The sequence below is a fragment of the Luteibacter jiangsuensis genome (genome assembly GCF_011742555.1).
Taxonomy (GTDB): Bacteria; Pseudomonadota; Gammaproteobacteria; order Xanthomonadales; family Rhodanobacteraceae; genus Luteibacter; species Luteibacter jiangsuensis.
Genome location: NZ_JAAQQR010000004.1, coordinates 368135 through 387390, shown reverse-complemented (window position 1 = coordinate 387390; position 19256 = coordinate 368135). Strand labels below are relative to the sequence as shown.

The following is a 19256-nucleotide window of genomic DNA, read 5'->3' as shown; positions in this document are numbered from 1 at the left end:
GTGGCTCCAGGTTCGGCGATCCCCTCAGGATGCAACGCGGGCCGTGAAAAATCCGCTGCATGCGAGCACAGTTGCCGTTGAAGCCTCGCGGGGGAACCCGCATTTGTGTGGCCAGAGGCGGTCGCGGGGAGGGCCCGGGGCGCGCCATACCTTCGGAGACAATACGATGCGAATGGACAGACTCACGTCGCGATTCCAGCAGGCCTTGGCAGACGCTCAGTCGCTGGCCGTCGGCCGCGACCACAATATCCTCGAGCCGACGCACCTCCTGGTCGCGCTCCTCGACCAGCAGGGCGGCTCCACCGCGCCGCTGCTCACGCAGGCACAGGTGAACGTGCCTGCACTGCGCCAGCGCCTGGGGGAGATCCTCGAGCGCATGCCGCGGGTGAGCGGGCAGGAAGGAAACATCAGCGTCGGCAACGATCTGAACCGCCTGCTCAATCTCACCGACAAGCTGGCCCAGCAACGCGGCGACCAGTTCATCGCCAGCGAGCTGTTCGTGCTGGCAGCGCTGGAAGATCGCGGGGAGGCCGGCGGCGCGCTGAAGGCCGCCGGTGCCACCAAGGCGAACCTCGAAGCCGCCATCGAGAAGCTGCGCGGCGGCGAGAAGGTGCAATCGGAAAACGCGGAAGACCAGCGTCAGGCGCTCGAGAAGTACACCATCGACCTCACCGAGCGGGCCGAGAGCGGCAAGCTGGACCCGGTGATCGGCCGCGACGAGGAAATCCGGCGCACGATTCAGGTCCTGCAGCGCAGAACGAAGAACAACCCCGTGCTGATCGGCGAACCCGGCGTGGGCAAGACGGCCATCGTGGAGGGTCTGGCGCAGCGCATCGTCAACGGCGAGGTGCCCGAGGGCCTGCGGGACAAGCGCGTGCTGTCGCTCGACATGGGCGCGCTGATCGCCGGCGCCAAGTTCCGCGGTGAATTCGAAGAGCGCCTGAAGGGCGTGTTGAACGACCTGTCGAAGCAGGAAGGACAGGTGATCCTGTTCATCGACGAGCTGCATACGATGGTCGGCGCGGGCAAGGCCGATGGCGCCATGGACGCCGGCAACATGTTGAAGCCCGCGCTGGCGCGCGGCGAACTCCATTGCATTGGCGCGACCACGCTCGACGAATACCGCAAGTACGTGGAGAAAGACGCCGCCCTGGAGCGCCGCTTCCAGAAGGTGTACGTGGGCGAGCCGAGCGTGGAAGACACCATTGCGATCCTGCGCGGTTTGAAGGAGCGCTACGCGGTGCACCACGGCGTGGAAATCACCGACCCCGCCATCGTCGCGGCCGCGACGCTGTCGGCACGCTACATTCCGGATCGGCAGCTTCCCGACAAGGCCATCGATCTGATGGACGAAGCGGCCTCGCGCATCCGTATGGAAATCGATTCCAAGCCGGAGGAACTGGATCGTCTGGAGCGCCGGCTCATCCAGCTCAAGATCCAGCGCGAGATGCTGAAGAAGGAGCAGGACGACGAGTCGAAGCAGCGCCTCGCCAACCTGGAGGCCGATATCGAGAAACTCGACCGGGAATTCTCCGACCTCAACGAGGTGTGGAAGTCGGAGAAGGCCACGCTGCAGGGCGCCACCAAGATCAAGGAGCAGATCGAGCAGGCTCGCCTCGAACTGGAGGCTGCGCAGCGCCGGCAGGACTATGGCGCGATGAGCGAGATCCAGTACGGCCGCCTCCCGGCGCTGGAGGCGCAGCTTGCCGCGGCGCAGAAGGCCGAGAAGCAGGACTTCACGCTGTTGCAGGATCGCGTCACGGCCGAGGAAATCGCCGAGGTGGTGGCCCGCTGGACGGGCATTCCCGTAGCGAAGATGCTCGAGGGCGAGCGTGAGAAGCTGCTGCACATGGAAGAGGCGCTGCATGCGCGCGTGGTGGGGCAGGAGGAAGCGGTGCGCGCGGTGTCGGATGCGATCCGGCGCGCGCGGGCGGGGCTGTCCGATCCCAATCGTCCCTATGGCTCGTTCCTGTTCCTCGGGCCGACCGGCGTCGGCAAGACGGAGCTGTGCAAGGCTCTGGCCGACTTCCTGTTCGACACGCAGGACGCCATGGTGCGCATCGACATGAGCGAGTTCATGGAGAAGCACTCCGTGAGCCGGCTGGTCGGCGCGCCCCCTGGCTACGTGGGTTACGAAGAGGGCGGTTATCTCACGGAAGCGGTGCGCCGCCGCCCGTACAGCGTGATCCTGCTCGACGAGGTGGAGAAGGCGCATCCGGATGTCTTCAACATCCTGCTCCAGGTGCTCGACGACGGCCGCCTCACCGACGGCCAGGGCCGTACGGTCGACTTCCGCAACACCGTCATCGTCATGACGTCGAACCTCGGCTCGAATCTCATCCAGGAACAGGCCGGCGACAGCGAGGCCGACTACCTGCAGATGAAAGCCTCGGTGCTGGGCGTGGTGCAGGCGCACTTCCGTCCGGAGTTCATCAACCGTCTCGACGACCTCGTGGTGTTCCGTCCGCTGGACAAGAAGCAGATTCGTGCCATCGCGCGCATCCAGCTCGATTATCTGGCCCGGCGGCTCGCCGACCGTCAGCTGTCGCTGGACATTTCGGATGCCGCGCTCGACCTGCTGGGCAGCGTGGGTTTCGACCCCGTGTACGGTGCGCGACCGCTGAAGCGTGCGATCCAGCAGCAGCTGGAAAACCCGCTGGCCCAGCGCATCCTGCAAGGGGCGTTCTCGCCCGGGCAGACGGTGCGCGTGGACTCCGACGGGAGCCGCCTCGCCTTTACGGCGGCGTGAGTCGGCGGCTTGCGCCGCCTGTAAGTCGGCCGCTGCGCGGCCTGGGAACCGTCAGCTCACTCTTCGGTTGACGGTTCCCAGCGTGCGCGGCACGCGACTCACAGGCCGCGTAGCGGCCGACTTACGCGATAATGCGACAGATAGGACCTTGAGGTACCCCAATGCCCATCTACGAATTCCAGTGCCAGGCCTGCGGCCACCGTTTCGACCGCCTGCAGAAGATGTCCGACCCCGATCCGACCACCTGCCCGAGCTGTGGCGAACCCCGCGTGGGCCGGATGCTGAGCGCGCCCCAGTTCCGCCTCGCCGGCAGTGGCTGGTACGAGACGGACTTCAAGAAGGAAGGCGACAAGAAGCGGAATCTGGCCGAGGGTTCGTCCGGCGCACCGGCTCCCGCGCCGGCACCTGCGGCGACGCCGGCGCCCGCGACGTCAACGCCTTCCTCGTCCTCCGGGTCGCCGTCTACCTAAGGCGGCGATCTCGCTCGGGCCTACAAGGGTCTGCGGCGTACGCCGACGCGACGTACGGCGGCTGTCCCGGTACCTTTTGACGTCATCCTCGGAGGTCGTCATGAAGGGAATCGCTGGTTTCGCATTCGTCGTCACTGTCGGCGGGGCGTTGTCGTTCACGTCACCGCAGGCACAGGCCGGTTGGGGCCCGTCGACAGTCAATTGTTACAGCGACGGCGGCCGCCGTTCGTATTGTCCGGTTCCGTGGCGCGAAGCACGACTTGCCCGGCAGGACTCCCGCGCACCGTGCGTCCGTGGCCAGTCATGGGGCCTCGATCGTGGCGGTATCTGGGTGGACGATGGCTGCCGCGGCCTCTTCGAGGATGCCGCCGGCTATGACGACCGCTCATATCGCGTCGATCATTACCATCACGGCGGCCACGACGAAAGCTGGCGTCGCTACGACGACCGGCCGCGCTGGACGTCGGACTATCCGCCGCATCCCATCCGTCCACAGCCGTCCATCCGTCCTGCTCGTCCGGCCGCGGCCGCTCGGGGTGGCGACGGCCGGATCGTGTCCTGCGACAGCAATGACAACAAGCGCGTGTTTTGCCGCTGGCCGATCGGGCAGGGGGCGAGGCTGGTAGAGCAGACCTCCCGCAGTGATTGTGTCGAGGGGCACAGCTACGGTTTCGCGGCCGATGGCATCTGGGCCGCGAAGGGGTGCCGGGGGAAGTTCAACATCGGTTACTGAAGCCGCTGACAACTTCCTGCGATCCGTTCAAACATTGTTGCGTTTTCCTCGGATAACTTTCGACCACACACATCGGAGGGACGGGGACATGAAAACGATCCTGGGACTGGCGGCAACGGTGGCACTCGGTGCGGCGGCTTTCGCGGCACCGCACGTGGCGCACGCCCAGCGCGGCGGCGACACGGTCAATTGCTACAGCGACAACGGACGCCGCTCGTATTGCCGGGTCCCTTGGCGCGATGCCCGCCTGGTCCGCCAGGATTCGAAGACGGACTGCATCCGCGGCCGCACCTGGGACATCGATCGCGGCGGCCTCTGGGTCGACGACGGATGCCGCGGCATCTTCCAGGAGGCGCGGGGCTGGGGCGGTGGCGGCCGGCCGGGCTGGGACGATCATGACGGCCGCCCGGGTTGGGGCGGCGGCCCCGGCGGCGGTGGGCGCATCGTGTCCTGCGACAGCAACGACAACAAGCGCGTGTTCTGCCGCTGGCCGATCGGGCGCGGCGCCCGGTTGGTCGAGCAGACCTCGCGGAACAACTGCGAGGAAGGCTACAGCTACGGCTTTACCCGGGACGGCATCTGGGCCGATCGCGGCTGCCGCGGCAAGTTCGATATCGGCCGCTGAGCGGCCGTTCCGGCTCTGGAAGGCACCCCGGCTCGTGGTACGATCCGGGGTCTTTTCCCCAGAGTTTCCAGCGCATGCGCACCCATCTTTGCGGACTCATCGACGAGTCGCTGATCGGCCAGGACGTCACCCTCTGCGGGTGGGTCAATACCCTTCGCCTCCAGAGCCATGTGGCCTTCGTCGACCTTCGCGACCACGAAGGCGTGGCCCAGGTGGTGATCGAGCGTGAAAACGCGCCGGCTTTCGCCGTTGCCGGCGAGCTCGGTTATGAATTCGTGGTGCGCGTCACCGGGCAGATCCGCAAGCGTCTCTCGGCGAACGACAAGCTGAAGACCGGCACGGTCGAGCTGCTGGCGGAGAAGGTGGAGATCCTCAACGCGGCACGCGATCTTCCGTTCGCGCTGCACGAATCGCCGAACGAGGACCTGCGGATGACCTACCGCTACCTCGACCTGCGCCGCCCGGAGATGCAGAAGATGATGCGCACGCGCACCGCGCTGGTGCGCGAGCTGCGCCGCTACCTGGACGCCGCGGGGTTCCAGGACATCGAAACCCCGATCCTCACAAAGGCCACGCCCGAGGGTGCCCGCGACTACCTCGTGCCGAGCCGCGTGCATCCGGGCCAGTTCTATGCCTTGCCGCAGTCGCCGCAGCTGTTCAAGCAGATCCTGATGATGGCCGGTTTCGACCGCTACTATCAGATCGCCCGCTGCTTCCGCGACGAAGACCTGCGCGCCGACCGCCAGCCGGAATTCACCCAGCTCGACCTCGAGTTTGCCTTCGTCGAGGAGCGCGACGTCCAGGACTTCGTGGAAAACCTCATCCGCCACGTGTTCCGCGAAGTGCGCCAGGTGGAACTGGATGCCGTGTTCCCGCGCATGACCTACGAGGAAGCCATGCGCCGCTTCGGCTCCGACAAGCCCGACCTGCGCATCCCGCTGGAACTGGTGGACATCGCCGAGGCGGTCAAGCACGTGGAGTTCAAGGTGTTCTCCGGTCCTGCGAACGATCCGGCCGGGCGCGTGGCCGCCTTGCGCGTGCCGGGCGCCGCCGACCTCTCCCGCAAGGACATCGACGGCCTTACGGAATACGCCGCCAAGTACGGTGCCAAGGGTCTCGCCTGGCTGAAGGTGGACGACCTGGCCAAGGGCCGCGACGGCATCAACTCGCCGGTGGCGAAGTTCCTCGACGACGCCGCGCTGGATCAGGTGTTGAAGCTCACCGGCGCCGCCAGCGGCGACATCGTGTTCTTTGGCGCGGGCGGCTGGAAAACGGTCACCGATTTCATGGGCGCGCTGCGCATCAAGCTGGGCCGCGACCGGGGCATGGTCGAGAACAGCTGGAAGCCGCTGTGGGTCACCGACTTCCCGATGTTCGAATATGACGAGGAAGAAAAGCGCTTCGTCGCGCTGCATCATCCGTTCACGGCGCCGAAGGTCGACGACATTGCCGACCTGCGCGCGAATGCTGCAGTGGCCGTCAGCCGCGGTTACGACATGGTGCTCAACGGTAACGAGATCGGCGGCGGATCCATCCGTATCCATCGTCCCGAGATGCAGAGCGCGGTCTTCGACCTGCTCGGCATCGGCGAGGAAGAGGCCGAGGCGAAGTTCGGCTTCCTGTTGAAGGCGCTGCGTCTCGGGGCGCCTCCGCACGGCGGCCTGGCCTTTGGCATCGACCGCATCGCCGCGCTGATGGCCGGCACCGAATCCATTCGCGACGTCATCGCCTTCCCGAAGACCACCAGCGCGCAGGACCTCATGACCGACGCGCCGTCGCAGGTTTCCGAGCCGCAGCTGAAAGAGCTGCACGTTCGCGTGGCGGCCGCGGAGCCGGCGAAGGCTTGATCCGGATGCCGCGATGAACGCCTCCCAGGCCCACGTCCTGCTGCTGCACGGGCTGTGGATGCGCGGGTTCGCCATGGCCATGCTGCATCGACGCCTTCGCGAGGAGGGGTTCGAGGTGCACCAGTTCGAGTACATGAGCGTGGCCGCGCCGCCGGAACAGGCGATCGCGCGGCTGCGCAAGCGTATCCGCGCGCTGGGGCCGGGCCCGGTTCACGTGGTGGGACACAGCCTGGGCGGCATCCTGGCCCTGCTGGCCTGCCGCGACGACGACCTGCCGGACGGGCGCATCGTCTGTCTCGGCTCGCCGCTCAACGGCAGCGGCGCGGCCCGCGGCCTTACCCATCGCTGGGGCGGAGACATGCTGCTGGGGCGTTCGAAGGAACTGCTCGAACATGGCCTGGACCGCTGGGACGGCCGCCGCGAGGTGGGCGTGATTGCCGGACGGCAGCCCGTGGGCCTCGGATCGCTGGTCGGCGACGTGGGCAGCGAGCATGACGGCTCGGTCGGCGTGGAGGAAACGCGCCTCCCGGGTCTCACGGCGCATTGCGTCCTGGAAACGAGTCACACCGGCATGCTGGTCTCGGCCGATGTGGCCCGCCAGGTGGCGTTTTTCCTGCGCGAAGGCCGCTTTGATACCTCTCCTTAGCGCCCTGTGGGAGCCGGCTACGCCGGCGATTCCGCGGTAGCGGGCAATCTTGCCGCAAGGGTCCATCGCCGCTGAAGCGGCTCCCACAGCGGCATGATGCCGCGTGGTCGCAGCATGTCTCGCCGCCATGGCGGCTCCCTACAGTAGCCCCGCTTCCGCTAGAATCGCGCCCCTGTCCGTCCGGTAGATCCAGGAATCGAACATGGGTAGAGGCCCGTCCATCGAAGGTCGCAAGAACGCCGAAGACGCCAAGCGCGCCAAGGTGTTCACGAAGCTGATCCGCGAAATCACCATCGCCACCCGTGGCGGCGTGCCCGACCCCAACGGCAACCCGCGCCTGCGCGCCGCCGTCGACAAGGCCCTGGCCGCCAATATGACGAAGGACACCATCGAGCGCGCCATCAAGCGCGGTTCGGGTGCCGACGGCGGCGCGGACATGCACGAAATCCGCTATGAAGGCTACGGCCCGGCGGGCACCGCGCTGATCATCGACTGCGTCACCGACAACCAGACCCGCACGGTGGCCGACGTGCGCGCCGCGCTCAACAAGCTCGGCGGAAACATGGGCACCACCAACTCGGTGGCCTTCCAGTTCACCCGCGTGGGCCAGGTGGTGGTCCACACCGGTGGCGACGCCGATGTGGAGGCGAAGCTCGAGGAAGCCGCCATCGAGAACAACGCGGAAGACATCGTGATCGAGAACGGCGTCGGCACCGTGTTGCTCGCCCCCGATCCGATCGCGGTGGAAGCCATGCGCAAGGCGCTGGCCGCCGCCGGCTTCGACGTCGACGGCTCCGACGTGGTCATGCGCCCGAACGGGCCGCTGGTCACGCCCACCGGCGAGGCGCTCGAGCAGTTCGAAAAACTGCTGGACCGCCTGAATTCGCTCGACGACGTGGACGAGGTCTACCACAACGCCGTCCTGCCGGCCCACGACGAGGGCTGACGCCCCGTCGCACCATGATCCGCATCCTCGGTATCGATCCGGGCAGCCAGCGTACCGGCGTCGGTGTGATCGACGTGGCGGACAACGGCGCGGTGAGCCACGTGTGGCACGGCGCACTGCTCGTTTCGGGCGAGGCCAGCTTTCCGCTGCGCCTGAAACGCATCTTTGACGAACTGTGCGGGATCATCGGCGAGCACGGTCCGGCGGAAGCCGCGATCGAGCGCGTGTTCATGGCACGCAACGCGGACTCGGCCCTGAAACTGGGGCAGGCGCGCGGGGCGGCCGTGTGTGCCGTGGTCAGTCAGGGAATCGTCGTGCACGAATACGCCGCGACCGAGGTGAAACAGGCAGTGGTCGGTACCGGCCGTGCCGACAAGACCCAGGTCCAGCACATGATCGGGATGATCCTCGGTATCAAGGGTCCGCTGCAGGCGGATGCCGCCGACGCGCTGGCGATCGCGATCGCCCATGCGCACACCCGTTCCAGCATCGAACGCGTGGGTATCCCGCGCACCGCATGGAGACGCCGCCGATGATCGGCCGCCTGCGTGGCACCCTCATAAGCAAGCAGCCCCCGTCGCTCCTCATCGAGGTGGGCGGCGTGGGATACGACGTCGACGCACCCATGTCGACCATCTACGACCTTCCCGCCACGGGCAAGGAAGTGATCCTCCTCACCCATTACGCGGTGAAGGAAGACGGCGTGGCCCTCTATGGCTTCCTGCGCGAGGCGGAGCGGGCGATGTTCCGCAATCTGCTCAAGGTGAGCGGCATCGGCGCGAAGATCGCGCTGGCCGTGTTGTCCGGCGTCGCCACCGACGAACTGTCGCGGCTGGTGCACGCGGGCGACGTGGTGGCGCTCACCAAGATCCCGGGCATCGGCAAGAAGACTGCGGAGCGCATGGTGGTGGAATTGCGCGATCGTGTGGATGCCGTGGGCGTACGCCTGCCCGTCGGCACGATGGGCGAGGCGGCACCGGTGGATCCGGTGAGCGAAGCCACCGTGGCCCTGCAACAACTCGGTTACAAGCCCGTGGAAGCTTCGCGGCTGGTACAGAAGGCCGCGGCGGAAGGGGATTCCGCCGAAGCCATCATCCGCAAGGCGCTGCGCGCAGCGCTCGGAGGTTGAAAGTGAAAATGGAAAACTCCGCCGAAGACTTACAGCACGCGCACGGTCGTCGCCTGGGCGCGCTCGCGCTAGGCGCCATCGGCGTCGTCTTCGGCGATATCGGCACGAGCCCGCTATACACCATGAAGGAAACGCTGGGCACGCACGGCATGACGCCGCATCCGGCGGCGGTGCTGGGCGTGCTGTCGCTGATCTTCTGGTCACTGATCATGGTGGTGTCGTTGAAATACGTCACCTTCGTGATGCGCGCGGACAACAAGGGTGAAGGCGGCATCATGGCGCTCATGGCGCTCGCGCAGCGCAGCGTCAGCGGCTCGCCGCGGGCGCGCTGGGTGCTGGCGGCGATCGGCATCTTCGGCGCCTCGCTGTTCTATGGCGACGGCGTGATCACGCCGGCCATCTCGGTCCTCTCCGCGGTGGAAGGTCTGGAAGTTGCCGCGCCGCAACTCGACACCTACGTGCTGCCGATCTGTCTGGTCATCATTTTCGTGTTGTTCGCCGTGCAACGGCATGGCACGAACATCGTCGGCAAGGCGTTCGCGCCGGTGATGGTCCTGTGGTTCCTCGTGCTGGCCTTCCTCGGCCTGCGCCAGCTCGTGGCGCATCCTCAGGTGCTGGCTGCCTTGAACCCCTGGTATGCGGTGAGCTTCTTTCGCGAGCACGGCAAGCTGTCGTTCATCGCACTGGGCGGTGTGGTGCTGGCGCTCACCGGTGCCGAGGCGCTGTACGCGGACATGGGCCATTTCGGAAAGCGTCCGATCCGGCTGGCCTGGTTCGGATTCGTGCTGCCGGCCCTGCTGATCAACTACTTCGGCCAGGGCGCACTGCTTCTGCACGACCGCAGCGCCATCGAGAATCCGTTCTATCACATGGTGCCGGAAGAGTGGCTCTACCCGATGGTGGCGCTGGCGACGATGGCGGCGATCATCGCTTCGCAGGCCGTCATCTCAGGGGCGTTCTCGATGACCCGCGAGGCCATGTCCCTGGGCTATTCGCCCCGCATGGCGGTGGTGCACACCTCGCACGAAATGTCAGGGCAGATCTTCGTCCCGTGGGTGAACAGGCTGCTGCTGGTGCTGGTGTTCCTCGCCGTGCTGGGCTTCCGTTCCTCGAACAATCTCGGCGCGGCCTACGGCATCGCCGTGACCGGCACCATGACGATGACGACGCTGCTGGCCCTGGTGGTCGCTCGCCTGCGCTGGCACTGGCACTGGTCCGCGGTGATCACCGTGGGCGTGATTTTCCTCATCACCGATCTGGCGTTCTTCGGCGCCAATGCACTGAAGATCGCCCATGGCGGCTGGTTCCCGCTGGTCCTGGGCGTGATCATCTTCACGGTGATGACCACCTGGCGCCGGGGCAGGGACCTCGTGGTGCGCGAGATCAAGCAGTCGGGCCTGGCGCTGGAACCGTTCGTCGCGAACATCGCGGACCATCCGCCGCTCATCGTTCCGGGCACGGCGGTGTTCCTCACCGCGAACCAGAACGCCGTGCCGCACGCAATGTTGCACAACCTGAAGCACAACAAGGTGCTGCACGAGCGCAATGTGCTGCTGACGGTGGAAATGCTGGAGACGCCGGTCGCGGAGAGCGACGAGCGCATGGAAGTGATCGATTACGGCAGCGGCTTCTACGGCCTGCAGCTGCGATACGGCTTCGCCGAGGATCCAAACATCCCGAACTCGCTCTCGCGTGCGGGTGCACTGGGCCTGGACTTCGACATGATGGACACGACCTTCTTCCTGTCGCGCGAAACCATCGTCGCCGACGTCCGCCGCCCGGGCATGGCCCTGTGGCGCGACAAGCTGTTCGCCTTCCTTGCGCGTAATGCGATGCCGGCGACGGCGTTCTTCCAGATCCCGGGCAACCGGCTGATCGAACTGGGCGCCCAGGTCGAGATTTGAGGTGGGGTGCGTGAGTCGGCCACTTCGTGGCCTGTAAGTCGCGGGCTTCGCCCGGCTGTGAACCGTAAGCTTACGCCTCGACTCACGGTTCACAGGCCGCGCAGCGGCCGACTCGCAGGTCGCGCAAGCGACCGACTTACGAACCGCACAGGTCGCGCAGCGACCGACTCACAGCGCATAATGCGGCCCATGTCCGAACACCGCATCATTTCCTCCGCTGCCGCCATGGACGACGAGGCGCTGGAGGCCAGCATCCGGCCGAAGCGGCTGGCCGAGTATCTCGGCCAGCAGGCGGTTCGCGAGCAGATGGCCATCTATATCGAAGCGGCGCGTCGTCGGGGCGGGGCGCTGGACCATACGCTCATCTTCGGGCCGCCCGGCCTGGGCAAGACCACGCTTTCGCATGTGATTGCGAACGAACTGGGGGTGAGCGTGCGGTCCACGTCCGGACCGGTGCTGGAGCGGGCGGGCGACCTCGCGGCGCTGCTCACCAATCTCGAGGCCAACGACGTCCTTTTCGTGGACGAGATCCATCGCCTGTCCCCGGTGGTCGAGGAAGTGCTCTATCCGGCGATGGAGGACTTCCAGATCGACATCATGATCGGCGAAGGCCCCGCGGCGCGCTCCATCAAGCTCGATCTTCCGCCTTTCACGCTGATCGGGGCGACGACACGCGCGGGCCTGCTCACCGGGCCGCTGCGCGACCGCTTCGGCATCATCCAGCGCCTGGAGTTCTACAGCATCGAGGAACTCACGGCGATCGTCCGTCGCGCGGCGCGCATCTTCGGCATCGAATGCGAATTCGAGGGCGCGGTGGAAATCGCCCGCCGTTCCCGCGGCACGCCGCGCATCGCCAATCGCCTGCTGCGCCGGGTTCGCGATTTCGCGGAGGTGCGCGGCGACGGCCGCATCACGCACGAGTTGGCCCGTGCGGCCACCGACATGCTGAAAGTGGACGCCGAAGGCTTCGACGACCTCGACCGCCGCCTGCTCGGCATCATCATCGAGAACTTCGACGGGGGGCCGGTGGGCGTGGAATCGCTGGCCGCAGCGCTCAGCGAAGATCGCGGCACCCTGGAAGACGTGGTGGAGCCGTACCTGATTCAGCAGGGCTACCTGATCCGAACGGCGCGAGGCCGCATGGCTTCGGCCAAGGCCTGGCGGCACCTGGGGCTGACCCCGCCGCCACGCCAGGCAGCCACGCCCGACCTCTTTTCGGACGGGGCATGAGCGTTTTCAGCTGGCCTGTCCGTATCTACTGGGAAGACACCGACGCCGGTGGCGTCGTCTACCACGCGAATTACATCCGTTTCATGGAACGGGCGCGGACGGAATGGCTGCGCGCCCAGGGCATCGACCAGCTTTCGCTGCGTGAGTCGACCTCGCTGGGCTTCGTCGTCCGCGACATGCACCTCGACTTCCACCGCCCGGCCCGTCTGGATGATGAACTTAAAGTCACGGTGAGCGTCAAAGAACGCCGTTCAGCCAGTATGCTGTTCGGTCAGGAGATTGTGCGGGGGGATGCGGCACTGGTACGCGCGCAGGTGCGCGTGGCGTGCGTCAACCTCGACACGATGCGCCCGGCGCAGATCCCGGCGGGTCTGTTTGCCAACGAATTCCCCATTACCTGATAGCCAGATACCCGGCGGAGAGCCCTCAAGCGATGAACGGTGGACTGAACATTTTCAAGCTGGTGTCGGAAGCGAGCCTGCCCGTACAACTGGTGATGCTCCTCTTGCTGGTGTTCTCGTTCCTCTCCTGGGTGATCATCATCCGTAAATACAGCCAGCTGAAGACGGCGCACGATAACGCCGAAGCCTTCGAAGACCGCTTCTGGTCCGGCGCCGACCTTGCCGCCCTGTTCCGCGAGGTGGGCAATCGCGAGGGGCAGCACGGCATCGAGAACGTCTTCGAGGCGGGCTTCCGCGAGTTTGCCCGCCAGCGCCAGCGCCGCGTCACCGACGCCAACCGGGTCATCGAGGGCTCGGAGCGCGCCATGCGCGTGGCCGGCACGCGCGAGATCGGCAAGCTGGAGCAGAACCTGGAGTTCCTGGCCAATGTCGGTTCGATCAGCCCCTACGTGGGTCTCTTCGGCACCGTCTGGGGCATCATGGGCGCCTTCCAGGGCCTGGGCGAAATGAAGGACGTCACCATCTCGGTCGTCGCGCCGCACATTTCCGAGGCGCTGATCGCCACCGCCATGGGCCTGTTCGCCGCCATTCCGGCTGTCTGGGCATACAACCGCTACGCCAACAAGGTCGAGCGCATCGCGTCGCGCTACGAGGTGTTCCAGGAAGAGTTCTCCTCCGTACTGCAGCGCCAGATCCATACCGACGACGCGGCCTGAGCGGGAGCGTACGCCATGCGCACTACCTACCGCAGGCACAAGCGGAAGCTGAAATCCGAGATCAACGTCGTGCCGTACATCGACGTGATGCTCGTGCTGCTGATCATCTTCATGGTCACTACGCCGATGATGAACCTCGGCGTGGACATCCAGCTGCCGCAGACCAACGCCAAGTCGCTGCAGGACAAAAAGGACCCGATCGTGGTGTCCGTCGACGAGGCAGGCCAGATCTACCTCACGGCGAACGGCGCGAAGCGCGAGCCGGTCAGCGAGGACGAATTCCGCAAGAAGATCACCGCTTTCCATGACGCCAACCCGGAACTCCAGGTCCTGGTCGCGGGCGACCAGCGCGTGGGCTACGGCAAGGTCTATTCGATCCTCCCGATCCTGCAGGAGGCCGGTGTCTCCAAGATCGGCCTGATGAGCCAGCCCCAGTCGGCGCAGAATGGAAAACCGTAACGGCACGCCCCGCGCGGTCGTCCTCGCCGCGCTCCTGCACATCGGCATCGTGGCCTTCCTGGGCCTCGCGGTCATTCCGTGCTCGGATTACGAGAAATGGGCCGAGGCGATCGGCCTGCCGGCCGAGTGGAATCCGTTGAAGTGCCCGGCGCCCCTCGAACTGCCCGGCCAGATCATCGAGGCGACCCTGGTCGGCCCCACCGGCAGCCCGCCGCCGAAGGCGACGAAGGCCAAGCCGGTGCCCGATACCACGCCGCCGCCCCCGGTGGTGCCGACGCCGACGCCGCCGCAGGAGAAGCCCAAGGTAGAAACCCTCCCGCCGCCGCCGAAGCAGCCCGACCTGAAGGACCAGGAGAAGGTGGTGGATGACGCCGTGCAGAAGGCTGAGGACGCCAAGCGCCTGCAGGAAGAGAAGCAGCGCCAGCGCCAGGCCGAGCTCGACGCCGAGCAGGAGCAGAAGAAGAAAGAGAAACAGAAGGAAATCGACGACATCTTCAAGCAGCTTGACGCGGCGAAGGCCCAGACGAAGAAGGCCGACACCACCAAGAAGCAGGCCGAGCAGCAACTTAAGGACCTGCAGAACGCCAAGGACGATGGCCTGCCGGACCTGCCGCCGGCCGATCAGCGGCAGTCGGGCACGAATGGCCGTGACACGGGCAAGCTGGGCCAGTACCTGGCCGCCATCCAGAACGCGGTCACGCAGAACTGGCTCCGTCCGGACAGCATGCCGCCCACTTCCTGCGTGGTGCACATCGTGCAGGTGCCGGGTGGGCAGGTGCTCAGTGCCAAGGTGGACTCCAGCTGCCCGTACGACGCCGCCGGACGCGCCTCGGTGGAGAACGCCGTGCTGCGCGCCCAGCCGCTGCCTTACCAGGGCTTCGAGGACGTCTTCCAGCGCAACCTAACGTTCACGTTCAGGCCGCAATGATGTAGCGCCCTTGTCCCGCCCCGGCCAGGTGCCAGGGCGGGGCAGGGCGGTTCAGATTCGGGTCACTCAGCACGTGGCCGTCGCGTTAACATTTCGCCGCTGTCCCACTATCCAGGTCGCAATGAATCCGCCCATGCGCAGAACGCTTTCACGTCTCGTCCTCCTCCTGGCCGCGCTGGCCGCCCTCGTGGCCGGTCCGGCCGCCGCCCAGTCGCTCAACGTGGAAATCGTCGGCGGGCTGAAAACGGCCATTCCCATCGCCGTCGTGCCTTTCGCCCAGGCCGGGGGCGCGCCGCTGCCGACCGATGTCGCCGACGTCATCCGCGCGGATTTCAACCGTTCGGGCAAGTTCCGCTCGCTGGACAAGAACGACATCGTCGAAACCCCGTCCCAGGGCTCGGACGTCAAGTTCGCCACGTGGCGCCTGCTCAAGCAGGACTACCTGACCATCGGCCGCATCAGCGACGCCGGTGGCGGCATGCTCAAGGTCGAGTACGAACTGTGGGACGTGAACCGCCAGCAGAGCCTGCTCGCGCAGTCGTTCACCGCCCCCGCGGGCGACCTCCGCGGCGTGGCGCACCAGATCGCCGACCAGATCTACGAAAAAATCACCGGTGTGCGCGGCGCCTTCTGGACCCGTATCGCCTACATCACCGCGGTCGGCGTGGGCAACAACACCACCTATTCCCTGATCGTGGCCGACTCGGACGGTTACAACCCGCAGGTCGTGGCGCGGTCGCGCGAGTCGCTGCTCGGCCCCGCCTGGTCGCCGGACGGTAGCAAGATCGCGTATGTCTCCTTCGAGAGCGGCAACTCGCAGGTCTACGTGCAGAACATCTCCACGGGCTCGCGCAGCCTGATCGCATCGCACCCGCGTGGCATCAACAGCGCCCCCGCGTGGTCGCCGGACGGCAGCAAGCTGGCCGTCAGCCTCTCGTACGTGGGCAATCCCGAGATCTTCGTCATCGACGTGGCCAGCCGGACGGAAACCCGACTGACCAACAACTTCGCCATCGACACCGAGCCTACCTTCACCCCGGACGGCCAGAGCATCATCTTCACCTCCGACCGCTCCGGCAAACCGCAGCTCTACCAGATGTCGGCCTCGGGCGGCGCAGCCCAGCGGCTCACCTTCCAGGGCGGCTTCAACGCAAGCGCCTCGGTGAGCTACGACGGCAAGCAGATTGCGATGGTGCAGGGCAACGGGAACGTGTATCGTATCGCCATCATGGACCGTAGTCTGGGTGGCCAGGTGCGTTTCGTTTCCCCGGGTAATGTGGACGATTCGCCCAGCTTCGCGCCCAATGCCAGCATGCTGCTCTATGCGGCATCGCAGGGTACGCGCGGCGTCCTGTATGCGGTTTCAGCCGATGGCCTCGTGCGTCAGCGTCTCGTCCTGTCCGACGGCGACGTGCGTGAGCCGTCTTGGGGACCCTATCGACAGCGCTGATGGCGCGCCCTGCCGGGCGGCGACATCGGCAACGTCCAGGGAAGGGCGCGGCGTGGCCGCGCCTTTTCCGCGGTCCAAAGGTTTTCCGGCGGGCGCCCAAGGGCAACCGTCGGAGCGAAGACGCCGGGTGCGGGACAGCGCCCCGTCGGCGTAGATGTAAGTAGAAAAACAGCCGGACAACCGGCGGTGCCTGTCCCGAAACCGAAAACCGACTGTCGGAACTCAACTGTTGAAGGAACGTCCCATGAATAAGACCGTTACCGTCACCCTGGCTGCCCTGCTCTGCGTTGGCGCCGCCGCGTGCTCGAAGAAGAACACCAAGCCGGCTCCCCTGCCGGAACAGCAGCCGGTCGCTCAGACCCAGGCCCCGACCAGCGACGGCAAGTACCAGCCGTCCGATCTCGACACCGACGCTTGCCTGCGTCAGCGCGTCGTGTACTTCGACTTCGACAAGAACGACGTCAAGCCGGAGTTCCAGCAGATCATCGCTTGCCACGCCAAGTACCTGCAGGACCGTCCGCAGTCGGCCATGACCCTCGAGGGTAACACCGACGAGCGCGGCACCCGCGAGTACAACCTGGGCCTCGGCGAGCGCCGTGGCAACGCCGTCTCCAGCGCCCTTCAGGCCGCTGGCGGTTCGGCTGGCCAGATCAACGTGACCAGCTACGGCAAGGAGAAGCCGACCTGCCGTGAGCACAACGAAGACTGCTGGGCCAAGAACCGTCGCGTCGAGATCGTGTACACCGCGAAGTAAGTAATGAAGAAGACTCTGGCTACCAGCATCACGGCCAGGCTTGGCGTGGCGGGCGCGATTGCGTCCGCCACGCTTTTTGCGTTGCCTGCCGCCGCCCAGGACACCCGCCTCAGCCTCGCCGACCGTGTGTCGCGGCTGGAGCAGCAGTCGCAGCAGCAGGCCGGCACCACCTCGCTGGTGAACCAGGTCAACGATCTGCAGCAGCAGCTGGCACAGCTGCAGGGTCAGATCGAGGAACTTCAGCACCAGAACCAGCAACTTCAGGATTCCCAGAAGGCACAGTACGCGGACCTCGATTCGCGGCTGGGCCGTATCGAGAAGGGTGGGGCGTCGCAGGGCCAGTCGCCTGCGGCCCCGGCCACCGCACCGGGCCCCTCCGCTTCTTCGGCCGCTCCCGCGGCCGTGCAACCCGCATCCGCAGGCGCGGCGGCCCCGGCCCAGGCGGCTGCCGGCGCAGCGCCGGCCCATGCCGATGCCGACCAGCAGGCTGCCTACGACGCCGCGTTCAAATCGCTGCGTGCCGGCGACTACGTCAGTGCTTCGCGCGGCTTCCGCGACTTCCTCGTCAAGTACCCCGACAGCCCGCTGGCGCCGAACGCCTATTACTGGCTGGGCGAGTCGTACTACGTCACCATGAACTACCCGGTGGCCATCGAGGCCTTCCAGCGTCTCGTGAAGCAGTATCCGCAGAGCGACAAGGTGTCCGACGGTCTGCTCAAGGTCGGCTACTGCCAGATCGAGCTGAAGCAGCAGGACGCCGCCGTCGCCACGCTCAAGCAGGTGGCCGCCAAGTATCCGGGCACGAAGGCCGCTGGCCTCGCACAGGAACGCCTGCGCCGCCTGCAGCGCCAGACGGCCAACTGATCCCATGAACGGCAGCACCGCAACGCCGGCGGACGTCTCGCCGGCCCCGCCCGTCCGGGAGCGGCTGCGCATCACCGAGATCTTCCACTCCGTGCAGGGCGAGGCCGATGCCATTGGCTGGCCCACGGTTTTCGTTCGCCTGACCGGTTGCCCCCTGCGTTGCGTGTGGTGCGACACGGAGTATTCCTTCCATGGCGGCCAATGGCACGACATCGACGCGATCCTCGCGGAAGTCGCCAGCCACGGTGCACGCCATGTATGCGTCACCGGCGGCGAGCCCCTGGCCCAGAAGCGCTGTCTCATCCTTCTGCGGAGGCTTTGCGACGCGGGTTACGAGGTGTCGCTTGAAACCTCCGGCGCACTGGATGTTTCCCAGGTCGATCCTCGCGTGCGCAAGGTCATGGACCTGAAGGCGCCGGATTCCGGTGAAAGCGGCCGCAACCTGTGGAGCAATCTCGACCATCTGCTGCCGCACGACCAGGTGAAGTTCGTGATCGCCAGCCGCGCAGACTTCGAGTGGTCGCGCGACGTCGTGCGCGAGCATGCGCTCGACGGCAAGGCGATGGTGCTGTTTTCCCCCGTGTGGTCCAGGGTCGAGCCGCGCGAACTGGCCGAATGGATCCTCGCCGAGCGCCTTCCCGTGCGCTTCCAGCTCCAACTGCACAAGCTGCTGTGGAACGACGCGGCCGGCCATTGATTCCAAGGTAATACGCATGAACGTACCGAACGCTTCCCGCAAGGCCGTCATCCTCGTGTCGGGTGGCATGGATTCCGCCGTCACCATAGCCATGGCGCGCGAACAAGGCTTCGAGGTCTACGCGCTCAGCGTCGCCTACGGGCAGCGGCATAGTTCCGAGCTGGAAGCCTCCGAGCGCGTGGCGACCATGCTCGGCGCCGTGGTGCACAAGACCGTGCACGTCGACCTGCGCAGCATCGGCGGCTCGGCCCTCACGGCCGACATCGATGTGCCGGAAGACGGCGGCGAAGGCATTCCCGTCACGTACGTGCCGGCGCGCAACACCATCATGTTGTCGATCGCGCTTGGTTGGGCGGAAGTGCTCGGCTCCAACGACATCTTCTGCGGCGTCAACGCCGTGGACTACTCGGGCTACCCGGACTGCCGTCCCGCCTTCATCGAGGCCTTCCAGTCGCTCGCCAATGTCGCTACCAAGGCCGGCGTGGAAGGCGCGGGCATCCGTATCCATGCGCCCCTGATGCAGATGGGCAAGGGCGACATCGTGCGCGAAGGCATGCGCCTCGGTGTGGATTTCGCGGCGACGGTCAGCTGCTACCAGGCCGACGCCGAAGGCCGCGCGTGCGGTCATTGCGATGCCTGTCGCCTGCGTGCCGAGGGTTTTGCGAAGGCAGGCGTGACGGATCCGACACGTTACGCTTGATCGTGGGA

The 19256-nt window shown here is 66.3% G+C and carries 20 protein-coding genes; all 20 read left to right on the top strand.

Translation table 11 applies throughout. The features are described 5' to 3' along the window. Window positions 1-166 precede the first annotated feature (166 nt). Complete coding sequence (clpB, locus tag HBF26_RS11665) at window positions 167-2749, top strand: ATP-dependent chaperone ClpB (protein WP_167126277.1); 2583 nt, start codon at window positions 167-169, stop codon at window positions 2747-2749. 161 nt (window positions 2750-2910) lie between these two features. Further along, window positions 2911-3219, top strand: coding sequence for an FmdB family zinc ribbon protein (locus HBF26_RS11660; RefSeq protein ID WP_167126274.1), 309 nt, complete (start codon window positions 2911-2913; stop codon window positions 3217-3219). Between the two features lie 100 nt (window positions 3220-3319). Next, on the top strand, window positions 3320-3952 hold the full coding sequence (locus tag HBF26_RS11655; protein ID WP_167126271.1) for a DUF3011 domain-containing protein: 633 nt from the start codon (window positions 3320-3322) through the stop codon (window positions 3950-3952). A gap of 88 nt (window positions 3953-4040) precedes the next feature. Further along, window positions 4041-4577 carry a DUF3011 domain-containing protein gene (locus HBF26_RS11650; RefSeq protein WP_167126268.1) on the top strand — a complete coding sequence of 179 codons (537 nt, stop codon included), beginning with the start codon at window positions 4041-4043 and terminating at the stop codon, window positions 4575-4577. 74 nt (window positions 4578-4651) lie between these two features. Continuing rightward, window positions 4652-6424, top strand: a complete 1773-nt coding sequence (gene aspS, locus HBF26_RS11645) for an aspartate--tRNA ligase (protein ID WP_167126265.1) — start codon at window positions 4652-4654, stop codon at window positions 6422-6424. A gap of 13 nt (window positions 6425-6437) precedes the next feature. After that, window positions 6438-7070 (top strand): alpha/beta fold hydrolase, encoded by a 633-nt coding sequence (locus HBF26_RS11640; RefSeq protein ID WP_167126263.1) that lies wholly within the window; start codon window positions 6438-6440, stop codon window positions 7068-7070. A gap of 202 nt (window positions 7071-7272) precedes the next feature. Continuing rightward, the gene (locus tag HBF26_RS11635) at window positions 7273-8016 is read left to right on the top strand and encodes a YebC/PmpR family DNA-binding transcriptional regulator (protein WP_167126260.1); all 744 of its coding nucleotides are present in this window, start codon (window positions 7273-7275) and stop codon (window positions 8014-8016) included. Between the two features lie 14 nt (window positions 8017-8030). Continuing rightward, window positions 8031-8552, top strand: a complete 522-nt coding sequence (ruvC, locus tag HBF26_RS11630) for a crossover junction endodeoxyribonuclease RuvC (RefSeq protein WP_193569874.1) — start codon at window positions 8031-8033, stop codon at window positions 8550-8552. Continuing rightward, window positions 8549-9145 (top strand): Holliday junction branch migration protein RuvA, encoded by a 597-nt coding sequence (gene ruvA, locus HBF26_RS11625; RefSeq protein ID WP_167126257.1) that lies wholly within the window; start codon window positions 8549-8551, stop codon window positions 9143-9145. Before ruvC ends, ruvA begins: the two co-directional genes overlap by 4 nt. A gap of 8 nt (window positions 9146-9153) precedes the next feature. Continuing rightward, complete coding sequence (locus HBF26_RS11620; RefSeq protein ID WP_167126569.1) at window positions 9154-11049, top strand: potassium transporter Kup; 1896 nt, start codon at window positions 9154-9156, stop codon at window positions 11047-11049. A 189-nt stretch (window positions 11050-11238) separates the two neighbouring features. After that, complete coding sequence (gene ruvB / locus HBF26_RS11615; RefSeq protein ID WP_167126254.1) at window positions 11239-12279, top strand: Holliday junction branch migration DNA helicase RuvB; 1041 nt, start codon at window positions 11239-11241, stop codon at window positions 12277-12279. Beyond that, window positions 12276-12680 carry a tol-pal system-associated acyl-CoA thioesterase gene (gene ybgC / locus HBF26_RS11610; protein WP_167126251.1) on the top strand — a complete coding sequence of 135 codons (405 nt, stop codon included), beginning with the start codon at window positions 12276-12278 and terminating at the stop codon, window positions 12678-12680. Before ruvB ends, ybgC begins: the two co-directional genes overlap by 4 nt. A 32-nt stretch (window positions 12681-12712) precedes the next feature. Then, window positions 12713-13396 (top strand): protein TolQ, encoded by a 684-nt coding sequence (tolQ, locus tag HBF26_RS11605; protein ID WP_167126248.1) that lies wholly within the window; start codon window positions 12713-12715, stop codon window positions 13394-13396. 15 nt (window positions 13397-13411) lie between these two features. Next, on the top strand, window positions 13412-13855 hold the full coding sequence (tolR, locus tag HBF26_RS11600; protein ID WP_167021891.1) for a protein TolR: 444 nt from the start codon (window positions 13412-13414) through the stop codon (window positions 13853-13855). Continuing rightward, window positions 13842-14783 (top strand): cell envelope integrity TolA family protein, encoded by a 942-nt coding sequence (locus HBF26_RS11595; RefSeq protein ID WP_167126245.1) that lies wholly within the window; start codon window positions 13842-13844, stop codon window positions 14781-14783. Before tolR ends, HBF26_RS11595 begins: the two co-directional genes overlap by 14 nt. Window positions 14784-14916: 133 nt before the next feature. Continuing rightward, window positions 14917-16233 (top strand): Tol-Pal system beta propeller repeat protein TolB, encoded by a 1317-nt coding sequence (gene tolB / locus HBF26_RS11590; protein WP_167126242.1) that lies wholly within the window; start codon window positions 14917-14919, stop codon window positions 16231-16233. Between the two features lie 244 nt (window positions 16234-16477). Continuing rightward, the gene (gene pal, locus HBF26_RS11585; RefSeq protein ID WP_167021894.1) at window positions 16478-16987 is read left to right on the top strand and encodes a peptidoglycan-associated lipoprotein Pal; all 510 of its coding nucleotides are present in this window, start codon (window positions 16478-16480) and stop codon (window positions 16985-16987) included. A 3-nt stretch (window positions 16988-16990) separates the two neighbouring features. After that, window positions 16991-17851: a tol-pal system protein YbgF gene (gene ybgF / locus HBF26_RS11580; protein WP_193569873.1), complete on the top strand. Its 861-nt coding sequence runs from the start codon at window positions 16991-16993 to the stop codon at window positions 17849-17851. 4 nt (window positions 17852-17855) lie between these two features. Then, on the top strand, window positions 17856-18548 hold the full coding sequence (gene queE, locus HBF26_RS11575; RefSeq protein ID WP_167126239.1) for a 7-carboxy-7-deazaguanine synthase QueE: 693 nt from the start codon (window positions 17856-17858) through the stop codon (window positions 18546-18548). 16 nt (window positions 18549-18564) lie between these two features. Continuing rightward, window positions 18565-19248: a 7-cyano-7-deazaguanine synthase QueC gene (gene queC, locus HBF26_RS11570; protein WP_167126236.1), complete on the top strand. Its 684-nt coding sequence runs from the start codon at window positions 18565-18567 to the stop codon at window positions 19246-19248. Window positions 19249-19256: the final 8 nt, after the last annotated feature.